Below are 19874 nucleotides of genomic sequence, written 5' to 3'. Positions count from 1 at the left end.
ATGCCAGTCGAGGCGGTGGCCATCGGCCTGCCGATGGCGCTCGGGCTGGGGCTGGTCTATGGGCTCGGCCCCTGTCTGCTCAGTTGCCTGCCCTACCTCGGGCCGCTCTTCGTCAACGCCGATCAGGGCATCGCCCGTTCCTGGCGTATCCTGCTGCCGGTCTCGCTTGGCCGGCTCACCGTCTATGGCGGCTTCGGCGCGGTCAGCGGCTGGTGGGGCGGCCGCTACGTTGGCGGGGTGAATGGCTGGGTCGTCCATCTGACGGTTGGCGTCGCCCTGGTGCTGGTCGGCGTTGCGCTGCTCGGCCGGCGGCGTCCGGCTTGCGGCAGTTGCGCGCCAAAGAATGAACAGAAAATCAGCTGGCGACCGCGCCAGGCGGCAGCCCAGGCGATGCCGTCCGGGCTCTACCTGATGGGCGTCGGCATGGCGCTGACGCCCTGCGCGCCGCAGGGCGCGGTACTGGTCGCGGCGGCGGCCAGCGGCACGGCGTGGAGCGGCGCCGCGCTCGGCCTCAGTTTCGGCCTCGGCGCCATCGCCGCGCCCTGGCTGGTGTATGGCACCGTCGTTGCCTACGTCGGCCAGCAACTGCGCGAACAACTGGGGCGCTGGCAACCGCGCATCGAAGCATTGAGCGCGTTCCTGTTGCTGGGAACGGGCCTCGTCCAGCTCTGGCAAGGGGCCAGCGCCAGCGGCATCGTATGAAACGGGAGAAGAGAACAACATGAACAAGCTTTGGATGGCCGGCCTGCTGGCCGTGCTGGGGGGGCAGGCGGCAGCCGAAGAGCAGGTGCTGTCCACGGTAACCGTGACGGCGGGGGCCGATGCGCTGGAGGAGCGGCGCCAGGCGGTGACGCAGAAGGTGATCCTCAATCAGGCGGAAATCGCCAACCTCGGCGCGACGACGGTCAGCGAAGTGATCAGCAAGCTGCCCGGCATCGACGCCGGCAGCCAGGATGCCCACGGCGGCCAGTCGATGCGGGCCCGGGGCATGGTGCGCGACTCGGTGCAACTGCTGATCGACGGCGAACGGGTCGGCAGCAATTCGCGCATGGCGGCGGCCTCGGTCGGCCGCCTGCCGTCCGGCGAGCTGGAGCGGGTCGAGATTCTGCGCGGTTCGTCGGCCGAGTTTGGCGGCGGCGCCTCGGTCACCGTCAATCTGGTGATGAAGAAGACGGCGAAGAAGTCCGACACGACCGTCAAGCTCGCCACCGGCACCCGCGACGGCCGGGTCTTCGGCCAGAGCACGGTGACCCGGCGCGGCAATGCTGGCGAGTTCTCCTGGGTGCTGCCGCTGACCATCAACCATCACGTCATGGTCTCCGGCAGCGACAGCGACCGCCAGGCCTTTACCGGCGGCGCCCGCAACGCCTGGTCACGGGACGAGAACGACGGCCGCTTCACCATGAACGAGCTGGTGTTCAGCCCACGCCTCAACTGGCGGCGCGACGGGGATAGTTTCTCGATCTGGCCAACCCTGTTTCGCGGCGACACCCGACGCTGGGGCAACATGGACCGCTCCAGCTACGCCGACCCGCTGGCCGGCACCGGCCTCGCCGCCGACGGCAGCCGCGCCGACCGGGAAAGCGGCAAGACCCGCCTCTACCGCCTGCGCCTCGAAGGCGAGCGCAAGCTCGACGGCGGCAAGCTGAGTTCACGCCTGGCCTGGATGAAAGGGCAGCGCGACACCGATACCCGGCGCGACTATCGCAGTGCCAGCGGCGTCCTGACCCAGGCCGACGAAAACCTGGCGCGCGACGAGGATGAATTGAACGGCATGGTCCGCCTGGACCGGGGCCTGGGCAGTCACTTCCTTTCCCTGGCGCTGGAAGGCGCCCGCCTCGAACGGGAAGACCGCCAGGACCTCTCCGGCGCCACCAGCCGCTACCAGACCGGCGAGCGGCAGACGATTGCCTGGGTCCAGGACGAATTCGCCCTCGATCCGCGTACCACCCTGACCCTCGGCCTGCGTGGCGAGCAGTTCCGCCTCGACGTGGAGGGCGACAGCCGCCGTCACGGCATCGTCGCCCCGTCGCTGGCACTACGCTGGGAGCCGGCCGAGCGCTGGGTGTTCAGGAGTTCCATCGGCCGCGGCCTGAAGCTGCCGCGCCTCGACGAACTGAGCAACCGGCCGGTCCTCAGCCTGAGCGCCAACACGCCGCTCGAAGCCGACCAGCGCGGCAATCCGGACCTGCGGCCGGAGCGCAGCACCAACTTCGAAGTGGTGCTCGAACACTACCTGCCGGCCGACGCCGGTGTGGTCGGCTTCAATCTCTACGCCCGCCAGACCAGCGATTTCGTCGAACGCCGGGTGGCGCTCGAAGGCGCGCGCTGGGTCGACCGGCCGTACAACGAAGGCGACGCCGAGCACTGGGGCGCCGAACTCGACGCCAAGCTCAACCTCGCCAAGCTCGGCGTGGTGCCGGGCACCCTCAAGGGCCACCTGACCGTGCCGCGCAGCCGGGTACACGACGAGCGCCTCGACCTGACCCGGGAAGCCCGCGAATCGCCGCGCTACCAGCTCAGCCTCGGCTACGAGCGGCCGTTCGGTGAGCGCGTCACGGCCGGCTTCGATGTCCAGCATTTCGCCGAAGTGAAGACCAGCATCCCGGGCGAGCGCCAGGAGCGTACCGAAGACCGCACCGTCCTCGACCTGTTCGCCGTCTACCGCCTGCAGCCCGGCCTCAACCTGCGCTTCAATGCCAACAACCTGCTGCGCGCCGACACCTGCAAGCTCGCCCGCGCCAGCGCGGCGGCCGACGCCTGGCAACTGGAAACCTGCAGCCGCAACGTTCCCAGCTACATGCTGACGCTGGAAGGGAGCCTGTAAGCCCGTCCGCCGGACTTAGCGCGGCTTGAACTCGTGGATTTTCGGCACGGAACGGTGCGGGCCGTGGCCGGGGTCGTGCAGGTCGCCATGCTCGTGCCCGTGGTCATCGTCGCCATGGTGATGGTGGCCGCCGTGGGCCCCATAGGCCCCGGACTCCGGCTGGAAGGGCGCTTCCGTCTCGCTGATCGCGCAACCCAGGCCGCGCGCCATGTCGGCCAGCACGTGGTCGGTCTGGAAGCGCAGCTTGCCGCCGTTGTCGGTCGGCAGGATCTGCACCGGCACGTGCCGGTTGCCCAGGTGGTAGGCGGCGCGGGCGAACAGCAGCGGGCTGTCGGCGACGGCCTCGATCAGCTTTTCCGGGGCAGCGAGGATTTCGACGACGGCCGAACCGTCTTCTGCCGCCAGCCTGTCGCCGCCGTGCAGGTGGTCGCCGCGCTCAAGAAAAATGCCGGCCTCGCTGCCGGAAGCCAGCGTCACCTTGAGGCGGCTGCGCTTGCGTTCGTCGTAGGCGAGCGCCACCGAGTCGGTGGCGGCGGAGGTGCTGCGTTGGTTGAGTATCAGCATGAATTATTTGGGGCCAACGCCCTGGAATTTGTCGGGGTCGAAATCCGCGATGTCGATCTTGCCGAAGTCGCGCGGCGGTTTGTAGCTGTGGGATTTGACATTGTCGGGCTGGGAAAAGTGAAACGAATACTCTTCGACCCGGACGAGTTGCCAGGTGTCATCGCGGCGCGAATAGGCGAATTTGAAGCTGTTTCCCCAGCGCCAGCCGCTCCCGCCGTAATGCTCGACGGTGATTGTCCGCGCTTTGACTGAGATTTCGGTCAGCGGGTCACCCATGGTGCCGCCGCAGGTCCGGCAATACACCACTTTTTCGTTGCGCTTGACGATCTTGAGCTTGCCGTCCGACTGTCGAACGGCGATCAACAACGTGCGCTGACCGTCGTCATCCTCCTTGCCCGTGGCCGATTCGACGACCAGCAGCGCATCCTCCCTGCCGTCGCCATTGAGATCGGCGTAATCATGAAAAAACAGTGTCGAGCGGGCAGGAATCAACGGTACGAGTTCCTCTGGTGTTTCGCTCGGGGCGGCATGGGTCATGCAGGCGGCGAGTGCTGCGCACAGGCCTGAAACAAGGTGTCGGAAATGGCGTGCCATGATCAGAACAGGAAGTAACGTTGCGCCAGCGGCAGTTCGGTCGCCGGTTCGCAGACCAGATGCACGCCATCGGCCTTGACCACGTAGGTTTCGGGATCTACGGTGATTTCCGGGGTGGCGCCGTTGTGCACCATGTCGGATTTTTGCACGCCACGGCAACCGGAGACGGCGACCAACGGCTTCGACAGTCCGAGCGCGGCGACGGCGGGATTCTCCAGCGCCGCCTGCGAAACGAAGGTGACCGAAGTCTTCAGCGCCTTGCCGAAGCTGCCGAACATCGGCCGGTAATGCACCGGTTGCGGCGTCGGGATCGAGGCGTTGGGGTCGCCCATGGCAGCGGCGGCGATCATGCCGCCCTTCAGGATCAGGCTCGGTTTGACGCCGAAAAAGGCGGGTTTCCACAGCACGAGGTCGGCCAGCTTGCCGACTTCGATGGAGCCGACGGTGTGCGCGATGCCGTGCGTCAGCGCCGGGTTGATCGTGTATTTGGCGATGTAGCGCTTGACCCGGAAATTGTCGTGGCGCGCGTTGTCCTCAGGCAGCGCGCCGCGCTGCAGCTTCATCTTGTGCGCTGCCTGCCAGGTGCGAATGATGACTTCGCCGACGCGGCCCATGGCTTGCGAATCGGAAGACATCATCGAGAAGACGCCGAGGTCGTGCAGGATGTCCTCGGCAGCGATGGTTTCGCGGCGGATGCGGCTTTCGGCGAAGGCCACGTCCTCGGCGATGCTCGGGTCAAGGTGGTGGCAGACCATCAGCATGTCGAGATGCTCGTCGATGGTGTTCACCGTGTAGGGCATGGTCGGGTTGGTCGAGCTGGGTAGGACATTGGGCAGGCCAGCTGCCTTGATGATGTCCGGCGCGTGGCCGCCGCCCGCGCCCTCGGTGTGGAAGGTGTGGATGGTGCGGCCCTTGAAGGCGTCAATCGTCGCTTCGACGAAGCCCGATTCGTTCAGCGTGTCGGTGTGGATGGCGACCTGGATGTCCATCTCGTCGGCCACCGACAGGCAGCAGTCAATGGCAGCGGGCGTCGTGCCCCAGTCCTCGTGCAGTTTCAGCCCGATGACGCCGGCTTCGACCTGCTCGCGCAGGGCTTCCGGCAGGCTGGCGTTGCCCTTGCCGAGGAAACCGAGGTTCATCGGGAAGGCTTCGGCGGCTTCGAGCATGCGGTGGATGTGCCACGGCCCCGGCGTGCAGGTGGTGGCAAAGGTGCCGGTGGCCGGCCCGGTGCCGCCGCCGATCATCGTCGTGACACCGGAATTGAGCGCTTCCTCGATCTGCTGCGGGCAGATGAAATGGATGTGGCTGTCGATGCCGCCGGCGGTGACGATCATGCCTTCGCCGGCGATGACCTCGGTGCCGGGGCCGACCACGATAGTCACGCCAGGCTGGATGTCCGGGTTGCCGGCCTTGCCGATGGCGGCGATGCGGCCGTCCTTGAGACCGATGTCGGCCTTGACGATGCCGGTGACGGCATCGACGATCAGCGCGTTGGTGATCACGGTATCGACGGTCTCGGCGGAAACCCGCTGGCTCTGGCCCATGCCGTCGCGGATGACCTTGCCGCCGCCGAATTTCACTTCCTCGCCGTAGATCGTGTAGTCCTTCTCGACCTCGATGATCAACTCGGTATCGGCCAGGCGCAGGCGGTCGCCGGTCGTCGGGCCGAACATTTCGGCATAAGCCTGACGGGTAATCTTGTTCGCCATCACAGTGCTCCCTGAACGAGGCCGCGGAAACCATAGACCTTGCGTTCGCCGGCCAGCGCGACCAGTTGCACGGTGCGGCTCTGGCCCGGCTCGAAGCGCACGGCGGTGCCGGCGGCGATGTCGAGGCGGTAGCCGCGGGCGGCGTCGCGGTCGAAGCTGAGACCGGCGTTGGTTTCAAAGAAGTGGTAGTGCGAGCCGACCTGGATCGGCCGGTCGCCGGTATTGGCGACGACCAGTGTGATGGTCGGCCGGCCGACGTTCAATTCGAGTTCGCCGGGTTCGGCGAGGAGTTCTCCGGGGATCATGGCGTAGCTCCGAAAGGGGGGAGGAGAGTTGAGAGTTGAGAGTCGGGAGTCGAGAGTGGAGTGGGAGGGGGGCGGAGGTGAGGCTGTCGCGCCGCCGAAAACTCTCCACTCACCACTTCCCCACTCTCCACTCCTCAAACAATCGGGTTATGGACCGTGACCAGCTTGGTGCCATCCGGGAAGGTGGCCTCGACCTGGATTTCCGGGATCAGCTCGGCGATGCCGTCCATCACATCGGCGCGGGTCAGCACCTGGGTGCCGGCGTGCATCAGCTCGGCCACCGTCCTGCCTTCGCGGGCGCCTTCCATGATGGCGCAGGTGATCAGCGCGACGGCTTCCGGGTAGTTCAGCTTCAGGCCCTTGGCCAGTCGCCGCTCGGCGAGCAGGCCGGCGGTGAAGATCAAGAGCTTGTCTTTCTCACGCGGTGTCAGTTCCATAACGACTCCTTCAGGTATTCCAGATTCGGGGCAGCACGGCCGGCCGGCCGCAGCAGGCCGGACGCAGGATTTTCCACAGTTCGGCGAACCACAGCCGGGCGGCTTCGCTGTTGTCGCCGAGGTAACGGGCGATCAGCAAGCCGGGCGGGGCGGTGATGCCGTGGCGGGCACCATCGCCGGGCGTCAATGTACGCAGCGCTTCGAGCAGGGCGGCGGCCTGTTGCGGCAGTTCCGGAAAGCTGCATAGCAGCGTGCCGCATACCGTCGCGCCGGCCCAGCCGGCGGGGCTGTGCAGCATGGCGTCGCCGCCGGCGACGCTGCCGCGCTCGATCCACAGCGGCTTGCCGGCGCGCTCGATGCGGCAGTGCAGGTCGAAACGGCCGTGGTCGAAGCGCTCACCAGCCGCCGCCCGGCCCAGGCAGAGGATGTCCCAGCCGAGGTAGCGGCTGTCGGCGGCAAGCGTGACGTGGGTATCCATGCGGGCAATCGCGCCGTCGAAGACGATGCTCTCCTGCGGCAGCCATTCCAGCGTCGCGCCGGCAGCGACGTTCAGCGTTACCGTCTGCGACGCCGCCGCGCCGCCCGAGCGATACCACTTGCCGGCGCCCGGCGTGGTGATCTGGGCGTGGCTGTTGTCGTCGACGGCAATGTCGATCGCCAGATGATCGCCGCCGGCAATGCCCGAGGGCGGATGCAGCAGCAGCGCCTGGCAGACTCCGTCGCCTTCCGGGTAGAGCGCCTTCTGCACGCGCAGCGGACCGCGGTGGCGGTTTTCGCGCAGCACCGTGCGGCCGGCGCGATGGGCGAAGCCGAGATGCAACTCGGCGTGCCAGGTGGGCGCGGCAACGGGGCAAGCCGGGGAGGAGGAATCAGGCAGGCGATCCATGGCGCGGCTACTGTAGCCGTTTTGTCCGCTCCCTGACCATACGCAGGATGACGTACCCGGCCGCCAGACGCCAACCGCACCCGGCCTCTTCATTGACAACGGCATCCCCCCTGGCATAAGGTCTGGGCCCCTGCAGCACAGTCCCGGACCGGCCCAGGCAGACCGGGCTTGATCCGCGCTCCGCCAATCCCGCTCCGCCGAATCTCCCCACTCCACGAGGCCCCCCATGAAATATCTGCTCATTGCCCTGACCTTCCTGGTTTCCGCCCATGCCTGGGCCGATACATCGGCCCGACAGGCAAAGGTCGCCAGGATCATCGAAGCCCAGGGCCTGGAACAAATGTTCCAGCAACAGCTCGACCAGTCCAGGGCCCAGGCCAGCGAACTGGGACAAAGCCTGTATCAGAAGATGATTGCCGAGAGCGGCATGCCGGAAGGCGCACAACACCAGAAGCTGGAACAGGTATTCACCCGCTACCTGGAACGCTGCTCCAGCATGTTCACCGCCAGGGAGCTGGTGGATATCTGGGCCGGCTTCTACGGCAAACAGCTCACCGATGCCGAACTGGACAAGATACTCGCCTACTACCGCTCGCCCACCGGCAAAAAGGATGTGGCGGCAGCCCAGGCGGCAATGCTTGGCTTCTCCCAGGTCATGGGCCTCGAGATGCAACGCCGCCTGGATGCTTCCATCGGGCAACTGATGGCCGAGCTCAAGGCCGCCCTGGAAACGACCGATCCGGCCCCTGCTGCCGGACAAGCGCGTCCCTGATCCGGTTGGCTTGAGCAGGGGGAGACCGCTGGCCGATGCCAGACCTGGTTTTCCCCCGGACTTGAAGTGAGGTTTTCAGGATGAAACGCCGCTGCGCCACCTGGCTGGCCCTGCTCCTTCTGCCCTGGCCCGCCTGGGCCGCTTTCATCGACCTGAACGACAGGATCGAGAGCATCCCGCCCTATACCGCCGAGTTACCCGTCTTCTGGCTGAGCCAATCATGCGTCAGTCTTGGATCATTGCTCTTCTAGCCGTAAGTCTCCTCTGTGGGTGCAGCGTTCTTCAAGGAGGCAAACTCCTCGCACCAGAGAGTTTTGGTTTTACCCAGGTCGCCCCCAGCATCTACGTAGAGGCTGGCGCAGACAAAACGGCAGGTAGCAATCTCCGTGCGGCAGTGAATAAAGCGGAAGAGGCCATACGCCTAGCATACGGTACTGTGAACTCACATCCCGTAGTCCATGCCTGTATCACAGAGGAATGCTACGAAGCATTCGGAGGGAGAGGTTCTGTGGCGAAGGTCTACGGTGATCGGATCCTGCTTTCGCCGCGTGGTCTGAACTGGCATTTTCTGGCTCACGAATGGTCGCACGCTGAAATGCGCTCCCGGCTAACCCTTCACGCAGGATGGCATTTGCCGCAGTGGTTTGATGAAGGCGTGGCAGTCGCGATAAGCGAGGCGCCAGAGCATTCTGAAAGTCACTGGCAATTTCTCGTAGCAGCCAATGTTCCACGCCCAACGCGTGAAGAACTACATACGTTCAAATCATTGAGGCAATGGCTCGACGCAGTTCACCGATATGGTGAGGACAAGAATGTTCAACGCAAAGCCAAAGGGGAACCTGAAATTCGGCCGGTCTATTCAGCGGCGGGGCACGAGTTACGACATTGGCTAGCGGAAGTGGGCAGCCCAGGGCTTCTTGCTCTCATAGCGAGGCTAAATGATGGAGAGGACTTCGAGTCCGCTTATCAGAAAAGCTCGCAGCAGCCCTGAGCCTCGCGCCAGGCGCTGCCTCGACTCAAAGGGCGTAAATGCTCAGGGTCAGGTAGAACTTCCCTATCCTGTCCCAGCGCCGTTCCAGGGTTTCTTCCGAAGACAGGGTGATCGCGTACACCGCCTCGGCCCCATCCGCCATGGGATGGGAGCGGCGGAAATATCCGCTCCTGCCTTTTTCCGGCGCCCAGCCGCAGCACTCGAAGACCAGCTTGCCCATGCCGTACCGGCGCCTCAACAGGGCCTCCATCGCCCGGGCCTGCGGCCCCGGAACCACGTAAGTCGTCTCACAAAGCAGCTGGCTGGGTTGCGCCATGTCCTCCTGGCTCCGGCTTCGGAGCAGTACCGCCTGGGGCAGCTTGAGGCCATGGGCCTTGATGAGATCGGGAGCGCAGTGCACTCCGGTCTGGGCCAGAGCCGGTGGGACTGCCAACACAGCGAGCAACAGCCCCGGCAAGCCCGACAGGTGGCAGAGACGGCGCCAGGCGCGGGCCGGCGCATGTCCAGAAAACGGGACGGCTTGCCGCCAGGACAGCCCCGCCCCCAGGCTCACGGCCGCCGGGCCGCGAAGATGGAACCCAGGGACCTATGCTCGTCCCGATAGGTGGTGCCGGGAATGTCCAGGGATTTGCTCCGTAGCGCCCCGCGCTTCACCAGGACAGGCTCTCCGGCGTAATTGCCGGGCCGGTCCAGGAGATCGTCGAGCATGGGCGGGCTTGAGCCGGGTGCGGGATTGTCCCGGAAACGCAGGGTCACCACCTTTTCTCCGACGGCTTCCACCCGGGCCAGGGTGTAGCCCAGGGTATCCACCCTGTCAGCGCCAGGCTCATGCACGATCCTCGTGATAGCGACCTGGTAGATGTCGCCGACCTGGGGATTGGCCAGGATCGCCGGGTCGGGCCGCTGGTCCCAGGGGTTGTGATGCGTCTGGTAGAACATTTGGGCAAAGATCAGGAACAGCACCAGGAGCAGGCCGATCATGCCGCTCTGGTAACGCAGGGGCGTCCAGGTCCGGCGCCGGAAGGCCCGGTAAGCCTGCCGGATGGGGCCATCCTCCGCATCGACCCGAATCGGCAGGCCGCAGTGGGCGCAGCTGGCCCAACCGCCCTTGATCAGCCCCATCATGGGAATGAAGGCCATGGTGACCTGGATCCGCAGCAGGATGATTTCCAGCTTTCCCTGGGTCTTGCAGTGCGGACAGATCAGCTCCGGCTGGCTTTCCCGGGCAGCCACCACCTCTTCTATCACGTAGGCGACCATGGCATGTGTTCCTGGTGGAGGTTCAAGGAAAGGATGGGCGGAACCGGGTTAGTTGCCCCGATTCGCCGCCAGCTTCTGGGCGATGGCGGTCCGCTCTGCGTCGCTGAAGGAGAAGGGGCCCAGGTCCTCGTACACGAAGAAGCACTTGCCGGGCGCCTGGGGGGAACTGAGGGCCAGGGCGTAGTCCTTGCCTTCCCGCTGGACGATCAGGGGCGCCACCTGGAGCGACTCCTGCTTCTTCTTGCCCGCCTGTTCCCCGCCCGCGGGCTGCAGATAGGTGAGGATGAAGCTGCCGTACTGCTTTTCCAGCTTCAGCACTTCCAGCCAGAGCTCCCGGCCATCCCGGGCCACCTGCTGCAAAAGGGCCTTGCGCTTGCGGCGCTTGCCCAGGGTAAAAGGCACGGAACCCACGAAAAACAGGCCCACGGCGGCGATGAGCAGGAACATGCCCCAGCGGGGCAGCCCTCCTTCGGCCTGCCAGTTGAGCACGAACTGATCGGGTGACTGGGGATCGTAGCGCAGCTCCACGTCGCTATCCTCGTCCAGCTTCACGATCAGGTAGTCGAACTTCGCCGTACCCCGATGGGCCTTGCCCTCGGCGTCCTTGTAGCCGACGTTGAGCTTGTAGTCGTAATCGGGAATCAGGCGCCGGGTCTCCTTCACCTCGCCGGACAGGCTGGTGATGATTCCGGCCTCACCCCGTTTCCACAGGTCCCGCTCCTGCAGGAGCGTCTTGCCCAGAAAACCGGCAAAACCCAGGACGGCCAGCCCCACGATCAGGGTGAGCACAATCGCGAGCAGGATTTTGCGGCCCTCCTTGCCCAGCCCGCGGGCATCCAGCTTGAGGGGGCGCGATGCGGGAAACAGCTCCATGTTCAATCCACCATGAGTATGCAAAGGGGCTAAATTCTGCACCATTCCGAAGGAATAATCCAATGGGATCAAGCCTTGCCAGGTCTTGGCAAGCGGCGCTCATCACCCGAAAAAGAATGCCTTGGAGGTAAGCCTCGCCGCCCAGTGCCCCTAGCCGGGCCCGGCGCCCCGCCGATATCCCCGCCGCCGCCGGGAGCAGCATTTCGCCCCTGAGCTCCCGCGCGCCAGTTTGGCGCATGGCAAGTGCCAGAGGGCACCGCCCTGGTGCTTGTTGCGCCGCGCCCGCCCCACACCGGAAACGGGCCCCGCCGCCGTTTTCAGCGCACAAAAACATTCAAATCAATGCCTTAGAGAAACCCTTCAGCAGCTGGCACGGCTGTTGCCTAAGTGTTCGTACCGGTCAGACCAGTTAGACCACCAGGAGCCCGAAGATGCCCAGCCTTTCCAGTATCGCTGCCCAATCCCTGCAACGCAGGATCGTCGGCGGTGAATTCCGTCAGGGAGACACCCTGCCGCCCCAGCGGGAACTGTCCGAATCCCTGGGGATCAGCCGCGCTTCCCTGCGGGAGGCCATTTCCATGCTCGAAGCCCTGGGCCTGGTCCGTTCCCAACCCGGCAAAGGAGTGTTCGTCACCGTGGGCGCAACCCCGGACCCCGCCTCCCTGCCGGAATCCCACACCACCGGGGGCAGCATGTCCCCGGCGGCCCTGATCGAATTCCGCCTGGCCCTGGAGCCCACCTGGACCGCCCTGGCAGCCCAACGGGTGGATCAGGCCGCCCTGGCTTCACTGCAGGAAATCCAGTCCAGCATGCAGCAGTCCCTGCAGAGCGGAGACCTGGTCATGGCCTCCGAATGGGACCTCCAGTTTCACCTGCGGATCGCCGAGCTCTCCGGCAACCCCGGCCTGGTCGCCATCGCCGCCCAGTACCGGGGGCAGATCGCCCACAGCCTGCGCCTGCCCTTTTCCAACTCCCGCCAGGTCTGGGCCCCCGCCGACGAACACCAGCTGATTCTCCAGGCCCTGGCCGCCGCCGATCCCCAGGCCGCCGCCCGGGCCATGCAGGCCCACCTGCTTTCCGCCGCGCACCGTGTCGGGCTGGAGTTGCCCGCCCGCCTGCCTTCCTTTGCCCTCTGACCTACCCCAACCCCAGGAGTCATCATGAAAACCCCTCGCCGTTCCTTCCTGCAGCAACTTGCCTTCGGCCTCATGGCCGGTGCCGTCCTGTCCCAGCCCCTGGTCGCCCGTGCCGATGTGCTGGACAACATCCACAAGAATGGCGTGGTCCGGATCGCCATTCCCCAGGACTTTCCTCCCTTCGGCTCCCTGGGGCCCGACCTGAAGCTGCGTGGCTACGACATCGACATGGCCAACCTGGTGGGCCAGGAGCTGGGCGTGAAGGTGGAACTGATCCCGGTCACCAGCACCAACCGCATTCCCTACCTGACCACCGGCAAGGCTGACCTGGTGATTTCCAGCCTGGGCAAGAACGCCGAGCGGGCCAAGGTCATCGACTTTTCCGCCCCCTACGTGCCCTTCGTGAAGAGCGTCTTCGGTCCCGAGGACGCGAAGATCGCCGGACCGGCGGATCTGACCGGCAAGGTGGTAGGCGTCACCCGAGGTTCCACCGAGGACCTTTCCCTCACCAAGCTGGCCCCCGCCGGCACCATCATCAAGCGCTACGAGGACAACAACGCCACCATTTCCTCCTACCTCACCGGCCAGGTGCAGCTGGTGACCCTGGGCAACATCGTCGCCAACTCGGTGAATGCCATGACCAAGCTGCGCCGCCTGTCGGCCAAGTTCCCGGTGGAAGACACCCCCTGCTACATCGGCGTGGCCAAGGGTGAACCGGCCCTGCTGGCGAAGATGAACGAGATCGTGGCCAAGGCCAAGGCGGATGGCCGGCTCAACGAGTTTTCCCTGCGCTGGCTGCAAAGCCCGCTGCCCAAGAACCTCTGATTCCGACCCGCCCCCGGCCAGGCCGGGGGCCCCAGCAGGAGAGGCCAGCCATGGCTTATCAATTCGATTTTCCCGCCGTCTTCGATTACACCGACGCCCTCGTCACGGGCGCCGGGGTGACCCTGGGCCTGACCCTGGTGGGGGCGCTCCTCGGTGGCGCCCTGGGCACCCTGGGGGGCGTGGTCCGGGCCTGGCGGATTCATCCCCTGGACTGGGCCTTCCGCCTGTACGTGGAGGTGATCCGCAACACCCCCTTCCTGGTCCAGCTGCTGTTCATCTTTTTCGGCCTGCCCTCCCTGGGGGTGCAGATCAACGAATGGCAGGCCAGCATCCTGACCATGGTGGTGAACCTGGGAGCCTACACCACGGAAATCATCCGGGCCGGCATCGAAGCCACGCCCCGGGGCCAGATCGAGGCAGCCCAGTCCCTGGCCATGAACCGCTGGCAGACCTTCCGTCATGTGGTGCTGCGCCCCTCCTTGCAGCGGGTCTGGCCGGCCCTGAGCAGCCAGGTGATCATCGTCATGCTGGGCTCTGCGGTCTGCTCCCAGATCGCCACGGAAGACCTGACCTTTGCCGCCAACTTCATCCAGTCCCGGAACTTCCGCGCCTTTGAAACCTACCTGGTGGTCACCTTCCTCTACTTCCTGCTGGCCCTGCTCACCCGCCAGCTGCTCAACTGGGTGGGACGCCGCTTCGTGGCGCCCCGCCGCCCCTGCTCCCCGGAGGTGCGCTGATGACCGTCGAATTCTCCCTCTGGGCCCTGCTGCAAAGCCTGGCGGATGGCGCCAAGTGGACCGTGGCCCTGTCTGCCCTGGCCTTCCTCTTCGGCGGCGCCACGGGGCTATTGATCCTGTTTGCCCGGATGTCCCGCTCCCGCCTGCTGCGCCAGGCCACCCGGGTCTACATCGAGGTGTTCCAGGGCACCCCGCTGCTGATGCAGCTGTTCCTGATCTTCTTCGGCCTTTCCCTTGCGGGGCTGGAGGTTTCCCCCTGGCTGGCGGCCGCCGTGGGCCTCACCCTGTTTTCCAGCGCCTATCTGGCGGAAATCTGGCGCGGCTGCGTCGAAGCCGTGCCCCGGGGCCAGTGGGAAGCCTCCTCCAGCCTGGCCATGAGCTACCTGGAACAGATGCGCCACGTGATCCTGCCCCAGGCCCTGCGCCTGGCCATCGCCCCCACCGTGGGTTTCTCGGTACAGGTGATCAAGGGCACGGCCGTGGCCTCCATCATCGGCTTCATCGAACTCACCAAAACCGGCTCCATGCTGGCCAATGCCACTTTCCAGCCCTTCCTGATCTACGGCCTGGTGGCGGCCAGCTATTTCCTCCTCTGCTATCCCCTCTCCCTCTACGCGCAATACCTGGAAAGGAAGCTCCATGTCTCTCGTTGATATCCGCGGCGTACACAAGCATTTCGGCAGCAACCATGTGCTGAAGGGCATAGACCTGGCCGTCGAACCCGGCGAAGTGGTCGCCATCATCGGCCGCAGCGGCTCCGGCAAAAGCACCCTGCTGCGCACCCTGAACGGGCTGGAAAGCATAGACGCCGGGGAGATTGAGGTGGATGGCACGGCCCTGAAAGCGCACCAGGACAGCGCCGAACAGCTCCGTTCCCTGCGCCTCAAGGTGGGCATGGTATTCCAGCAGTTCAACCTGTTCCCCCACCTGAGCGCCGGCGAGAACATCATGCTGGCCACCACGGTGGTCCAGGGCATGGACCAGGAAAGCGCCCGGGACACGGCCAAGGCCATGCTCCTCAAGGTGGGCCTGCAGGACAAGTTTGACGCCTATCCGGACCAGCTTTCCGGTGGTCAGCAGCAGCGGGTGGCCATCGCCCGGGCCCTGGCCATGTCGCCCCGGGTGCTGCTCTGCGACGAGATCACCTCGGCCCTGGACCCGGAACTGGTCAATGAAGTCCTGGCAGTGGTGAAACAGCTGGCCGCCGAGGGCATGACCCTGATCATGGTCACCCACGAAATGCGCTTTGCCCGGGAAGTGGGCGACAAGCTGGTGTTCATGTACCAGGGCCTGGTGCATGAATACGGAGACCCCAGGGAACTGTTCGCCCAGCCCCGGACGCCGGAACTGGCCAGCTTCATCAGCAGCGTCATGTGAGACCGGAACTATCAGGGATCTGAATAGCGCTTATTCGGCTGGCCGGGTTGGCAGGTGCCCCTCAGGCCATTACCTTTGCAGACAGTTTTTTCGCCGGCACGCCCGTGCCGGCCAGCGACAGGATTTCGACATGCAGCAGAACATCATCATCGCCCCGCCCGCCGAACTGCCCGACTGGGCCCGGCAGGCCACCAATCTCGCCGACCCCCGGCTCGGGGCCCGGGCCCTGGCCGCCTCGGACCAGTTCTTTGCGCCCCTGGAGCGCCTGCTGGACCCGGCCCCCGCCCGCTTCATCCCCGGCCGCTACGACGCCAACGGCAAATGGATGGACGGCTGGGAAACCCGCCGCAAGCGGGTGGCCGGCCACGACTGGAGCCTGATCCGCCTGGGACGCCGGGGGGAAATCCTGGGTTTCGACGTGGATACCAGCCATTTCACCGGCAACTATGCGCCGGCCATCGCCATCGAGGCCACGGATGCGGCCAGCGATGATCCGGCCGCCCTGGAGCAGGCCGCCTGGACCCCTCTGCTGCCGGCCACCGACCTCCAGGGCAACCGGCACCACCTGCTGCCCGCCCTGGCCGCCGGCCGGCAGGGCTGGACCCACCTGCGCCTGCACATCTACCCGGATGGCGGCATCGCCCGCCTGCGGGTGTACGGCCGGCCCCTGGGCGCGTTGGCCGATCCGGCCCAGACCTACGATCTGGTGGCCCTGGAAAACGGCGGCCGGGCCCTGGCCTGGAACGACGCCCACTTCGGCGCCGCCGCCAACCTGATCCTGCCCGGCCGGGGCGTGGACATGGGCGACGGCTGGGAAACCCGCCGCCGCCGGGAGCCGGGGCACGACTGGTGCATCCTGGCCCTGGGAGCGCCGGGAATCATCGAGGCGGTGGAAGTGGATACCGCCCATTTCAAGGGCAATTTCCCGGATCGCTGCTCCCTCCAGGCCGCCCGTGTGGAGGGTGCCACCGAGGGCTCCATCGTCGCCCAAAGCATGTTCTGGCCCATCCTCATGGGAGAACAGCCCCTGGCCATGGACTGCATCCAGCGTTTCGACGGCCTGGCCGCTCTGGGACCCGTGACCCATGTGCGCTTCAACATCCTGCCGGACGGAGGCGTCTCCCGCCTGCGCCTGTGGGGCAAGGTGGCTGCATGAACGGTCCGGCGCCCCTGCTGCTCTCCCCCCGGCCCCTGGAAGCCGCCGCCTTCGCGCCCTACGGGCAGGTGATCGAACCGGGCGCGGCCCGTCGGGTCCTGGAGATCAATGGCGGCACCGCCCGCCGCTTCCACGACCTGGCCCGCATCGAACCGGGTCCGGAGGGGCGGGTCCTGGTCTCCATCTTCCAGGCCGAGCCCCGGCAGCTTCCCCTGCTGGTCACCCTGATGGAGCGCCACCCCCTGGCCAGCCAGGCCTTCATGCCCCTGTCCGGCCGCCCCTATCTGGTCCTGGTGGCCGCTCCCGGCGAGGAGTTGCGCGCCGCCAGCCTGCAGCTTTTTCTGGCGGCCCCCGGTCAGGGCGTGAATTTCAACCCGGGCACCTGGCACCACCCCCTCCTGGCCCTGGAAGGTCCCAGCGACTTCCTCGTCATCGACCGGGAAGGCCCCGGCAACAACTGCGAAGAAAGGGCCCTGGACCAACCCTGCGCCATTGCCGCCGGAAGGGCTTGAGCCGACCGGATTCCGGGAACACCGGCATCCCCCTTGCCACATCCATGACATTCCGGTATTTCTGGCCCCCTCCCCCGCCACCGGAAGATTCATGAAACAAGGCACCGCCGTCCTCCTCGCCGCCAGCACCGCCTTCCTGCTGGGCGGCCTGGGGGGCCATCACCTGGCCCAACCGCAGCCCCACGAGCCCACGGAAGCTGAAGCCGGGCCCATCCTGCAGGCCCTGGTGCAGGCTGCCCGGCTGCCCATTCCCCAGGACCAGGTGCACTGCGAAGCCGCCGGCCCGTACATGGATGAGGAAACAGCGCGGCTTCCACCCACCCGGGTGGAACACGTCATCGCCAGCCATCTGCTCTGGTCCCTCAATCCCCGGGCTCAGTCCTACAGCAGCTTTTCCTGCACAGGCAACCCCATCAAGACCTGCACCTGGATGTTCGGGGAAGGCCATGGCGAAGAAAGCTGGCAACGCTCCCTGCACTTCCAGTACGACAGCGCCAACCGCCACATCCTGCCGGCCAGCCTGGAATGCATCGATGTGCCGTGACGGCCACCTGCTCCAGCCCTTCGTCATCACTGTCCCCGTCGAGCGACACAGCCATGAACCCACTGCTACAGCTACTTGCCGATTTCACCGAAGGTCGCCTGGACATCAGCGCATTCGAAGAAAAGCTCTATCAGGATGCAGCCCTGGAGCAGCTCCTGAGCGAGCAGCAAGCCCCCAGACACGCCCATTGGCCTACGCTCTACCACTACCTGATCAATCTGGATTACCGGAATCCGGGGGACATCCTCAACGCCCAAAGCACCCTGTCCGATTTCCTGCTAACCCTTGGCATCCACGCCGAGATATCCGCCGGTACCACCGAGCTTATGGCGCTATTGAGTACAGCCCAGCCGAAATGGCTGGATGTGGACCTGAGCTATGCGGCTTCGCTCCTGCTAAATGCTCCCCCGGACAGTAATCTCAGGGAGAAAAAGAAATGGCTGAAGGACGCACTCCTGAGCGCGTTCCGCTACATCCGGCAGCCACCACGCTGGCTGCAGGCTCCAGCTTGGCCGATTGGGCCCAGCGGCCCCCTGGTGTTCCTGGGGCAGCTCCCGGTAGACGGCTATCTCCATGACAAAGCAGCCGCTTACGTATTCCATGATCCGGCGGAGGGGAAATGTACAAACATCCTTCAGCACTGCTGAGGGTCGTCCTGGCCCAGCCGTACCCCGTGAAACCCGGCCGCCCGTCCATCTTTCCAGGAGTCCCCATGCTTGACGCCCTGCGCCGGTTCGGCGCCCTTACCCTGTTCTGCCTGGGGGCCTACCTGGTCTTTGACCTGTTCGTATCCGGCTTCAACCTGGTGGTCCTGCTGACGGCCGTGGGCTGCTTCGTGCTGACCCACTACCTCAATCCCGGCCCCAGCCACCAGGATGAGGGCCTGTACATCTGGGATATCCTGGACATCATCATCGAACTGCCGTTCCGGAGCATCGCCCTCGCCCTGCGGCTGGTCGGCAGAACACTCAAGGATGGAAACCCGGCGGACCTGTAGCTAAGCCCTCGGTTCGCCGAGACTTCCCTGGTCAGCAGCCCCTGGCTTCCGCCCTTGGGAGGTCACAACCTCACTCGGGCAGCTCGCCTACGGACATTGGATACAGAGGGAAAACATGCGCTGGTATTCGAACAAAAACACCGCCGGGATGGTGCTTCGCGCTTTGACAGCCGCTCTCGTTGGAGCCCTCTTGAAATATGTATTTGATCTACAAAGCGTTTCGTGGGGTGTGGTGCTTGGCGTCCCTATCATGCTGTTGCTGCTGAATTTCCTGTTTCGCGAGACTCCCGGATCTAAGACTGAAAGCGGAAAAGGAAATGGTGCATAGACTTCCTGGATCGTGCCCCGCCGAGTGGTGTAAGCACTGAAGGTTTTGGGTTTGCCGTGGTGGACGCGAAATAGAGTCTTCGCCTCGCCCCCTGGCTGCGATTGTCCAGGTAGAAGTTGAATGTATTCAGCGCCCGCCACGATGCATGGCTTTATCGCGCAGCGCCCAGTGACAGAAGGGAGAAAGGTTAAGCGCCGGGCTATGCAGCATGGGGACACTCAACTAATGTCCGTGATCTTGGAGATAGCACCGTTTTTGAACTCGAACTCGGAGCGGCCAGAGAAATTCAGAACCTGCCCCTTTTTCAGGCCGTTTGGCAGATCGGCAGCAACGACGGCACGAAAAGCGATAGTGGCGACCGCTACATGATCTTGAAGCTCGAAGGACTCAATTTCCTGATGCCGTTCCGAGAACAGCGATAACGACTGCTGCGCAAGTGCTCTAAGTTCCGCGACTCCATTTGTGCTTGCGTTCACCACCCCAGCAGAAATGTTCTTGAACTCTACCTGCGGATGAACGCCCTTGAGCATATCGTCAATGTCTTTGCGGTTGTAAGCGTCGATGTAGTGGTCGACAAGTGCGCGAATATCAGTGGGGCTCAATTGCTACCTCCGTGAAATGCTGCATAACGTCTAGCTTGAAGGGCCGCCCGGCGGCGAAGCCGAAGGGGAACCGAGAAGCGCAGCTTGCAGACTGTCCCTCTCGACCGTAATGCTAGCAGGCTGGTGAGAAACTCATCGTGATTCCCGATTTTCTTTCCCTGCCGAGATTTTTTACGGGGCGGCAGCCCCGACGGCCCGGTTTTTCGGGCCTTTTCGCCCTTTGTCACGGGGCTTTCGGCCCCATTTCCCCGCCACCGGGCCGGCAGCGGGCGCACCTCGCCCTATGTGGGCAGCAATTTCATCCTCGGCGCCAGCAGGGTTTGCAGCCGGGTCAGGTTGTAGGCGGCAAAGCAGAGAAGCGCCTGGCCGGCAAGTTTGGCCACGCCCTTGTGGCGGGTCTTCCGCAAGCCGCCCACGGTCTTGATCCAGCCAAACGCCTCTT

The 19874-nt window shown here is 65.1% G+C and carries 27 protein-coding genes; 16 read left to right on the top strand and 11 right to left on the bottom strand.

Annotation, left to right across the window (positions count from 1 at the left end; genetic code table 11):
- Positions 1-702 (top strand): urease accessory protein UreH domain-containing protein, encoded by a 702-nt coding sequence (locus G474_RS0118730; protein WP_026688274.1) that lies wholly within the window; start codon positions 1-3, stop codon positions 700-702.
- 19 nt (positions 703-721) lie between these two features.
- Positions 722-2827, top strand: coding sequence for a TonB-dependent receptor plug domain-containing protein (locus G474_RS21695; RefSeq protein WP_084513862.1), 2106 nt, complete (start codon positions 722-724; stop codon positions 2825-2827).
- A gap of 15 nt (positions 2828-2842) precedes the next feature.
- On the opposite strand, the gene ureE is transcribed toward G474_RS21695, so the two are convergent.
- From ureE to G474_RS0118695, 6 genes are all read right to left on the bottom strand, one after another.
- The gene (gene ureE / locus G474_RS0118720; protein ID WP_026688273.1) at positions 2843-3391 is read right to left on the bottom strand and encodes an urease accessory protein UreE; all 549 of its coding nucleotides are present in this window, start codon (positions 3389-3391) and stop codon (positions 2843-2845) included.
- Positions 3392-3394: 3 nt separating this feature from the next.
- Positions 3395-3985 (bottom strand): hypothetical protein, encoded by a 591-nt coding sequence (locus tag G474_RS0118715; RefSeq protein ID WP_051282442.1) that lies wholly within the window; start codon positions 3983-3985, stop codon positions 3395-3397.
- Positions 3986-3987: 2 nt separating this feature from the next.
- Entirely contained in the window at positions 3988-5694 is a 1707-nt protein-coding gene (ureC, locus tag G474_RS0118710; protein WP_026688271.1) for an urease subunit alpha, read from the bottom strand.
- Positions 5694-5999 carry an urease subunit beta gene (locus G474_RS0118705; protein WP_026688270.1) on the bottom strand — a complete coding sequence of 102 codons (306 nt, stop codon included), beginning with the start codon at positions 5997-5999 and terminating at the stop codon, positions 5694-5696. Before G474_RS0118705 ends, ureC begins: the two co-directional genes overlap by 1 nt.
- Positions 6000-6133: 134 nt before the next feature.
- Positions 6134-6436, bottom strand: a complete 303-nt coding sequence (ureA, locus tag G474_RS0118700; protein ID WP_026688269.1) for an urease subunit gamma — start codon at positions 6434-6436, stop codon at positions 6134-6136.
- Positions 6437-6446: 10 nt separating this feature from the next.
- Positions 6447-7322, bottom strand: coding sequence for an urease accessory protein UreD (locus G474_RS0118695; RefSeq protein ID WP_026688268.1), 876 nt, complete (start codon positions 7320-7322; stop codon positions 6447-6449).
- Between the two features lie 226 nt (positions 7323-7548).
- Here G474_RS0118695 and G474_RS21690 point away from each other — a divergent pair, with 226 nt between their 5' ends.
- The 3 genes from G474_RS21690 to G474_RS23720 all read left to right on the top strand — a co-directional run bounded on the left by G474_RS21690 (position 7549) and on the right by G474_RS23720 (position 9085).
- Positions 7549-8094, top strand: coding sequence for a DUF2059 domain-containing protein (locus G474_RS21690; protein WP_043465393.1), 546 nt, complete (start codon positions 7549-7551; stop codon positions 8092-8094).
- Positions 8095-8174: 80 nt separating this feature from the next.
- Positions 8175-8345 (top strand): hypothetical protein, encoded by a 171-nt coding sequence (locus tag G474_RS23725; RefSeq protein WP_156919355.1) that lies wholly within the window; start codon positions 8175-8177, stop codon positions 8343-8345.
- 257 nt (positions 8346-8602) lie between these two features.
- Complete coding sequence (locus G474_RS23720) at positions 8603-9085, top strand: hypothetical protein (RefSeq protein WP_156919354.1); 483 nt, start codon at positions 8603-8605, stop codon at positions 9083-9085.
- A 25-nt stretch (positions 9086-9110) separates the two neighbouring features.
- Here the strand turns inward: G474_RS23720 and G474_RS0118680 are convergent, their stop codons facing one another.
- The 3 genes from G474_RS0118680 to G474_RS0118670 all read right to left on the bottom strand — a co-directional run bounded on the left by G474_RS0118680 (position 9111) and on the right by G474_RS0118670 (position 11218).
- On the bottom strand, positions 9111-9530 hold the full coding sequence (locus G474_RS0118680) for a hypothetical protein (protein WP_169729558.1): 420 nt from the start codon (positions 9528-9530) through the stop codon (positions 9111-9113).
- Between the two features lie 104 nt (positions 9531-9634).
- On the bottom strand, positions 9635-10345 hold the full coding sequence (locus G474_RS0118675) for a hypothetical protein (protein ID WP_026688266.1): 711 nt from the start codon (positions 10343-10345) through the stop codon (positions 9635-9637).
- Positions 10346-10393: 48 nt separating this feature from the next.
- On the bottom strand, positions 10394-11218 hold the full coding sequence (locus G474_RS0118670; RefSeq protein WP_026688265.1) for a DUF3592 domain-containing protein: 825 nt from the start codon (positions 11216-11218) through the stop codon (positions 10394-10396).
- 431 nt (positions 11219-11649) lie between these two features.
- On the opposite strand from G474_RS0118670, the gene G474_RS21685 reads away from it, so the two are divergent.
- From G474_RS21685 to G474_RS23715, 11 genes are all read left to right on the top strand, one after another.
- Positions 11650-12354 carry a FadR/GntR family transcriptional regulator gene (locus G474_RS21685; RefSeq protein WP_043465390.1) on the top strand — a complete coding sequence of 235 codons (705 nt, stop codon included), beginning with the start codon at positions 11650-11652 and terminating at the stop codon, positions 12352-12354.
- Between the two features lie 24 nt (positions 12355-12378).
- Positions 12379-13179 carry a transporter substrate-binding domain-containing protein gene (locus tag G474_RS0118660; protein WP_043465387.1) on the top strand — a complete coding sequence of 267 codons (801 nt, stop codon included), beginning with the start codon at positions 12379-12381 and terminating at the stop codon, positions 13177-13179.
- Positions 13180-13229: 50 nt separating this feature from the next.
- Positions 13230-13916, top strand: coding sequence for an amino acid ABC transporter permease (locus G474_RS21680; protein WP_043465384.1), 687 nt, complete (start codon positions 13230-13232; stop codon positions 13914-13916).
- Positions 13916-14569, top strand: coding sequence for an amino acid ABC transporter permease (locus G474_RS0118650; protein ID WP_026688263.1), 654 nt, complete (start codon positions 13916-13918; stop codon positions 14567-14569). The genes G474_RS21680 and G474_RS0118650 overlap by 1 nt, the downstream gene beginning before the upstream one ends.
- A complete protein-coding gene (locus G474_RS0118645; RefSeq protein ID WP_026688262.1) occupies positions 14556-15293 on the top strand; it encodes an amino acid ABC transporter ATP-binding protein in 738 nt (245 codons plus the stop codon). Before G474_RS0118650 ends, G474_RS0118645 begins: the two co-directional genes overlap by 14 nt.
- A 130-nt stretch (positions 15294-15423) precedes the next feature.
- Positions 15424-16449: an allantoicase gene (gene alc, locus G474_RS0118640; RefSeq protein WP_026688261.1), complete on the top strand. Its 1026-nt coding sequence runs from the start codon at positions 15424-15426 to the stop codon at positions 16447-16449.
- Entirely contained in the window at positions 16446-16961 is a 516-nt protein-coding gene (locus tag G474_RS0118635) for an ureidoglycolate lyase (RefSeq protein WP_026688260.1), read from the top strand. The genes alc and G474_RS0118635 overlap by 4 nt, the downstream gene beginning before the upstream one ends.
- Positions 16962-17052: 91 nt before the next feature.
- Entirely contained in the window at positions 17053-17505 is a 453-nt protein-coding gene (locus G474_RS0118630; RefSeq protein ID WP_026688259.1) for a hypothetical protein, read from the top strand.
- 53 nt (positions 17506-17558) lie between these two features.
- Positions 17559-18152, top strand: coding sequence for a hypothetical protein (locus G474_RS0118625; RefSeq protein ID WP_026688258.1), 594 nt, complete (start codon positions 17559-17561; stop codon positions 18150-18152).
- A 65-nt stretch (positions 18153-18217) separates the two neighbouring features.
- Positions 18218-18502, top strand: coding sequence for a hypothetical protein (locus tag G474_RS0118620; RefSeq protein ID WP_026688257.1), 285 nt, complete (start codon positions 18218-18220; stop codon positions 18500-18502).
- Positions 18503-18617: 115 nt separating this feature from the next.
- Positions 18618-18830 (top strand): hypothetical protein, encoded by a 213-nt coding sequence (locus G474_RS23715; protein WP_156919352.1) that lies wholly within the window; start codon positions 18618-18620, stop codon positions 18828-18830.
- 218 nt (positions 18831-19048) lie between these two features.
- Here G474_RS23715 and G474_RS0118615 read toward each other — a convergent pair whose 3' ends face one another.
- Positions 19049-19432: a nuclear transport factor 2 family protein gene (locus tag G474_RS0118615; RefSeq protein ID WP_043465380.1), complete on the bottom strand. Its 384-nt coding sequence runs from the start codon at positions 19430-19432 to the stop codon at positions 19049-19051.
- Between the two features lie 281 nt (positions 19433-19713).
- Positions 19714-19874: transposase (locus G474_RS23710; RefSeq protein ID WP_211228163.1), on the bottom strand; the 161-nt coding region annotated here is incomplete at its 5' end.

The organism is Azovibrio restrictus DSM 23866 (assembly GCF_000429665.1).
Taxonomy (GTDB): domain Bacteria; phylum Pseudomonadota; class Gammaproteobacteria; order Burkholderiales; family Rhodocyclaceae; genus Azovibrio; species Azovibrio restrictus.
Note: the sequence above shows the minus strand (reverse complement) of the source record. Positions and strands in the feature narration are given on the sequence as shown.

Bases quoted from the DNA above. Each gene is read 5' to 3' on its own strand.
- G474_RS0118730 (WP_026688274.1), top strand. From the start codon at position 1: ATGCCAGTCGAGGCGGTGGCCATCGGCCTGCCGATGGCGCTCGGGCTG.
- G474_RS21695 (WP_084513862.1), top strand. From the start codon at position 722: ATGAACAAGCTTTGGATGGCCGGCCTGCTGGCCGTGCTGGGGGGGCAG.
- ureE (WP_026688273.1), bottom strand. From the start codon at position 3,391: ATGCTGATACTCAACCAACGCAGCACCTCCGCCGCCACCGACTCGGTG.
- G474_RS0118715 (WP_051282442.1), bottom strand. From the start codon at position 3,985: ATGGCACGCCATTTCCGACACCTTGTTTCAGGCCTGTGCGCAGCACTC.
- ureC (WP_026688271.1), bottom strand. From the start codon at position 5,694: ATGGCGAACAAGATTACCCGTCAGGCTTATGCCGAAATGTTCGGCCCG.
- G474_RS0118705 (WP_026688270.1), bottom strand. From the start codon at position 5,999: ATGATCCCCGGAGAACTCCTCGCCGAACCCGGCGAACTCGAATTGAAC.
- ureA (WP_026688269.1), bottom strand. From the start codon at position 6,436: ATGGAACTGACACCGCGTGAGAAAGACAAGCTCTTGATCTTCACCGCC.
- G474_RS0118695 (WP_026688268.1), bottom strand. From the start codon at position 7,322: ATGGATCGCCTGCCTGATTCCTCCTCCCCGGCTTGCCCCGTTGCCGCG.
- G474_RS21690 (WP_043465393.1), top strand. From the start codon at position 7,549: ATGAAATATCTGCTCATTGCCCTGACCTTCCTGGTTTCCGCCCATGCC.
- G474_RS23725 (WP_156919355.1), top strand. From the start codon at position 8,175: ATGAAACGCCGCTGCGCCACCTGGCTGGCCCTGCTCCTTCTGCCCTGG.
- G474_RS0118675 (WP_026688266.1), bottom strand. From the start codon at position 10,345: ATGGTCGCCTACGTGATAGAAGAGGTGGTGGCTGCCCGGGAAAGCCAG.
- G474_RS0118670 (WP_026688265.1), bottom strand. From the start codon at position 11,218: ATGGAGCTGTTTCCCGCATCGCGCCCCCTCAAGCTGGATGCCCGCGGG.
- G474_RS21685 (WP_043465390.1), top strand. From the start codon at position 11,650: ATGCCCAGCCTTTCCAGTATCGCTGCCCAATCCCTGCAACGCAGGATC.
- G474_RS0118660 (WP_043465387.1), top strand. From the start codon at position 12,379: ATGAAAACCCCTCGCCGTTCCTTCCTGCAGCAACTTGCCTTCGGCCTC.
- G474_RS21680 (WP_043465384.1), top strand. From the start codon at position 13,230: ATGGCTTATCAATTCGATTTTCCCGCCGTCTTCGATTACACCGACGCC.
- G474_RS0118650 (WP_026688263.1), top strand. From the start codon at position 13,916: ATGACCGTCGAATTCTCCCTCTGGGCCCTGCTGCAAAGCCTGGCGGAT.
- G474_RS0118645 (WP_026688262.1), top strand. From the start codon at position 14,556: ATGTCTCTCGTTGATATCCGCGGCGTACACAAGCATTTCGGCAGCAAC.
- alc (WP_026688261.1), top strand. From the start codon at position 15,424: ATGCAGCAGAACATCATCATCGCCCCGCCCGCCGAACTGCCCGACTGG.
- G474_RS0118635 (WP_026688260.1), top strand. From the start codon at position 16,446: ATGAACGGTCCGGCGCCCCTGCTGCTCTCCCCCCGGCCCCTGGAAGCC.
- G474_RS0118630 (WP_026688259.1), top strand. From the start codon at position 17,053: ATGAAACAAGGCACCGCCGTCCTCCTCGCCGCCAGCACCGCCTTCCTG.
- G474_RS0118625 (WP_026688258.1), top strand. From the start codon at position 17,559: ATGAACCCACTGCTACAGCTACTTGCCGATTTCACCGAAGGTCGCCTG.
- G474_RS0118620 (WP_026688257.1), top strand. From the start codon at position 18,218: ATGCTTGACGCCCTGCGCCGGTTCGGCGCCCTTACCCTGTTCTGCCTG.
- G474_RS23715 (WP_156919352.1), top strand. From the start codon at position 18,618: ATGCGCTGGTATTCGAACAAAAACACCGCCGGGATGGTGCTTCGCGCT.